Raw genomic sequence first — 4,029 nt, 5'->3', positions numbered from 1 at the left:
GTACGTGCGTGCGCAGGACGGCGCCGTCGTTGAGGAGAGTCGCCAGATCGGCCTGGTCGGGGTTCTGTGTGCGCGAGGCCACTGCCCAAGCCGCCTGACTGGGGTTTTCTGCCTGGACGGCCAGCAGCGAACCGACAGCCTCGCCCGCCGACCCGGCGAAGGGCCAAACCAGGTGCTGGCTGCGCAACCGCCAGCGAGCAACGTCCAGGTCCCCCACCATGCCACCACCCTCCCGGACCCGAGCCGCACCACAAGCACGATGAAGCCTCTGTGGCCCTGGACCTCAAGCTCAGCCAGCTCAGTCGACGTACTCAGCCGGGGTCGGCTTCCCGACGGCCACGCCCCACAATTCTTCGGCGACCCGGGCCGCAGCCTTGGCCTGAGCCACCGCCTGCTCGCCCCAGCCCAGCACCTGCGGCGCCTCCGCCAGCGAGGTCATCAGCCGGCGATACACCCGGCCCCCGTCAGGGTCAGGCCGCCGCTCCGCGAACGAGCCGATCAGACCGACCATGCGCACCTGCGCATACGGCGCCATCCCTGACCGGTGGACCTCCTGATAGCCCAGGTAGGCAGACGCGGTGACCCGCACCTGGTTCTCCTCGAACGCTTCCCTGATCAGCGTCGCCTCGATGCCGTCGTCGACAGCCTCCGGAGAGCCACCAGGCAGATTGAACGTCCCCGCGTCGTTCTGCACCAGCACCCGAGCGGTGTCCGGGCAGATCAGATACCCGTACACCTGCGTGACATCCAAGTCAGCCGGGACCGATGCTTCATGCCAGAAGTAGCGCACGTCCGTCACACCGACGACCGTAGTCACACACCACCGCCAGATCCAGGATGACCACCTCATGCCCTGCTCCAGCAGAGCTGTTATGCCGCCCACTCCACCAAGGAGCTCGGTTGCTTCGTCGGGGAAGCCTTGTGCCTCCACCAGCCACCGAATCCCGTCCACGAGTCGCGCCGCAGGAGCGTCTCAGGGACCACTCCATGCTCTCCTGACAGGAGGCAATGTGTAGCTGCGCGCTGTAACAGCCTTACCGACACGGTGACGACTCAACACCAGCGGCAAGAACTCACCACGCTTTCGCCGCGCTGGCTCGACGTCCTCCAGATGCTCTCCCACCAGGCGAATCTCTGCACGGCCCGGCACACGCGATCCGAACGGTCGAGGTCACTTCGTGTCTTGGCGAGTTTGAACGGCCCGCTGACCTGGCCTTTCAGGTTCCATTGGACCAGCGAACGAGCCGACCACCAGGAGCCACCGTGACCAGCCACCCCCAAGGACTGACCGCCACGAGCCAACAGCTCTCCGCACTGACTCCGACTACCCGCGGCCACCTCGGCTCCGACGGCTCACAAGCGTCCACCGAACGCGGCCACACCGTTCGCGTGATGCCGACCAGGGCACGGCTCCTCTACGACATCGCGCGCCCGGTGCACAGTGGGATCGTGGGCGCGTACGCCAACGAGTGGCTTCGAGCAGCCTTCGTCGAGGCGCTCGTCAGCGACGAGCGCTTGCCCGACATCGTCACCACGCACCACGACCTCGACCTGATGTTCTGCGGGCGAGCCGAGTTCGCCCGCGTCTGTAACTGCTGCGGCGACGATTGCCGACAGCCGTGGCCAGAGCCGGTCCCGACCTCCCCTTTCGCCGCATTCGGACCAGTACAGGAGCTGACAGGGGACATGCTGCTGGCTCAGCGCATCGGTTCGCCTGCGCGTGCTGGGTGGGCGCCCGGAATGGGGGAGTGGCGGTGGCAAGCACGGGAGGATGGGTGCGGCGGGAACTGCAGTACCTGTGGGCACTGCCAGCAGTGCGGTTTACACGGTTGGCGCTGTCGTGGCTGGGGCTCCTGGCGATTGGTAGCGGCTACGCCGTGGCGTTGTGGAAGGTGCCCGACCTCGTCGTCAAGGGCAGCACGGACGCGGCTCGAGATCGGCACAACGCCCGGCTGCTGGTGGTGTCGGCCGGCGGTGCGATCGTGGTGGCCATCGGTCTGCTGTTCACCTGGAGCGGCTACCGGCTGTCCCACCGCGGGCAGGTCACGGACCGGTTCACCAAAGCCCTTGAGCGGCTCGGGTCCACCGAAATGGACGTCCGTCTCGGCGGCATCTACGCCCTCGCCCACGTCGCCCACGACTCACCCCCACACCACAACGACGTCATCGAAGTCCTCGAAGCCTTCATCCGCCGCCGCGCCCCCGCCGCCCGCCATGACGACGGACCCACCTTGGCCGCCCGCCGCAAGCTCTCCGACCGACCCGAAGCCGATGTCCAAGCCGCGCTTACCGCGCTCGGGCGCCGACCGCGCCGCCCCGAACATCGCCGCATCGACCTCAGCCAACTCCACCTCTCCGGCGCGCAGCTGAGCCAGCTCAACTTGCGCCGCGTCAACCTGGAAGGTGCGGATCTGTCCGGTGCCTACCTGGGCATGGCGGATCTGCGCAACGCATCTCTGGAGGGCGCGAAGCTGTCTGGGACAAACCTGTGGAAAGCGAATCTGGGCGGTGCGGACCTGGAGGGCGCAAACCTGCGCGATGCGTACCTGGGGGAGGCGGATCTGCGCAAGGCATTCCTGGAGGGCGCAAACCTGCGCGATGCGTACCTGGGTGAGGCAGACCTGCGCAGGGCGAACCTGGGGAAAAGCTGCGGATCGGCTGCGAAGCAGAGCATGTCGGCTCCTCGGACGCCACGCAGTGTCTCCATGCCTCTACGGCTAGTCTGACCTGCGTTGATCCATGGCTAGTTGGCGATCCTGAGCCGTGCGTCGGTGGGCGCTGCCGTGCGGCCGGGCCCGGTGCCGGTCGCGTACGTGGACGGGCCGGGGCGGTGTGACCTCGTCGAGTACGGTCCAGGATGTGTAGTCGGTGCCGCCGTCCAATGCGTGGATTCGGCTGAAGGCTCCCACATAACGCGAAGGCCCTGCGCCCCGCTCACGGCGGTGGCGCAGGGCCTGCGGCTCGCTCTGAGCAAGTCGAGTCAGGCCGGAAGCGCGTCCTCGTACACGCGTCGCACGGCTATCCACATCCGAAACCCCGGGGTCCCCCTCCGTCCAAGGCGAGGAATGCGGGACGCGCAGGCTATGGAGCTGATCGACGGGTTCCTGCGACAGGTCAGTTCGAGTGCGAGACCTCCTCAGCGAGCCTTTCCCAGTCTGATCTCGCTGGTCACAGGGTGCCTTGGGGCGTCATGTCATGATCATGAATGAGAGAGCTCCTGGTAAGCGTGGAGTCGATCAAGAACACGACCGCCCCACCAAGAGCTTCTGGTGCTGTTCTAGCGTGCTGCGCTGGATTGAGCGATGGCCCGCCACGTGGTGGGCGAAGGGTCAGCCGCGCCGGGGCCGTTGTGGCCCCGCCGGGCGACTTCGTCTACCACGCGGTTGCGCCGCTCAACCTGTTCCCCCGTGAACGGATCGAAGGAGGGTTCGCCGGGCTCGATCTGTCTGGTCGATTGCCGACGTTGGCTCGACACCGGGCTCGTGGGTCGAGGGCGCGGCGAGCGTGCCGGATGCGCTGCCGGCGGATGTCCGGAGGCGGTCCGCGGCGATCGCCGACGCCGTAGACCCGGACGCCCGTATCCGCCGCTCGCGCCTGCTCGGGTGATCCCGCGGCGCTTGTTGACCCGGCGATGGGGCCGGGGGTGCGATCAGGCTCCGCCGCCGGTGGGGCTGTGGCGTGTGGTGCTCTTGCGGCGCGGTTTGGCCGATCGGGGTGGGATGGAGCGCATGTGGTCGCGGACGAGGGTGAGGACACGGGCGAGGCTGTCGATGTCCTGGCGTGTGAGCGGTTGGAGGAAGAGCTGCCGCAGGATGTCGATGTGACCGGGGAACACCTGGGCGAGTACGTCCTGTCCCGCCTGGGTGATGGTCACCGTCACGCCGCGGTCGTCGTCGGTGGAGGGGCTGCGAGCGGCGAGTCCGGCCTTTTCCAGCAGCGCCACCTGGTAGGTCAGGCCGCTGCGGCTGTACACGACTCCGTCTGCCAGCTCGGTCATGCGCCGGCTGCCGTCTGCGGCGTCTGCGAGTG

4 protein-coding genes are annotated in these 4,029 nt (G+C 67.7%); 1 reads left to right on the top strand and 3 read right to left on the bottom strand.

Features of this window, described 5'->3' with window-relative positions; all coding sequences use genetic code 11:
- Both ACH34W_RS55275 and ACH34W_RS55270 read right to left on the bottom strand, forming a co-directional pair.
- The coding region (locus tag ACH34W_RS55275; RefSeq protein WP_395969338.1) for a DNA glycosylase AlkZ-like family protein at positions 1–220 on the bottom strand (220 nt) is incomplete at its 3' end.
- A gap of 78 nt (positions 221–298) precedes the next feature.
- Positions 299–799, bottom strand: coding sequence for an NUDIX domain-containing protein (locus ACH34W_RS55270; protein ID WP_395969337.1), 501 nt, complete (start codon positions 797–799; stop codon positions 299–301).
- 976 nt (positions 800–1,775) lie between these two features.
- Between ACH34W_RS55270 and ACH34W_RS55265 the strand changes: the two genes are divergently transcribed.
- Positions 1,776–2,726 (top strand): pentapeptide repeat-containing protein, encoded by a 951-nt coding sequence (locus ACH34W_RS55265; RefSeq protein WP_395969336.1) that lies wholly within the window; start codon positions 1,776–1,778, stop codon positions 2,724–2,726.
- A 923-nt stretch (positions 2,727–3,649) separates the two neighbouring features.
- Here the strand turns inward: ACH34W_RS55265 and ACH34W_RS55260 are convergent.
- On the bottom strand, positions 3,650–4,029 hold a 380-nt coding region (locus ACH34W_RS55260), incomplete at its 5' end, for a MarR family winged helix-turn-helix transcriptional regulator (RefSeq protein WP_395969335.1).

This window comes from Actinomadura sp. 6N118 (assembly GCF_044326415.1).
Taxonomy (GTDB): domain Bacteria; phylum Actinomycetota; class Actinomycetes; order Streptosporangiales; family Streptosporangiaceae; genus Spirillospora.
This window is presented reverse-complemented; position numbering and strand designations above follow the sequence as displayed.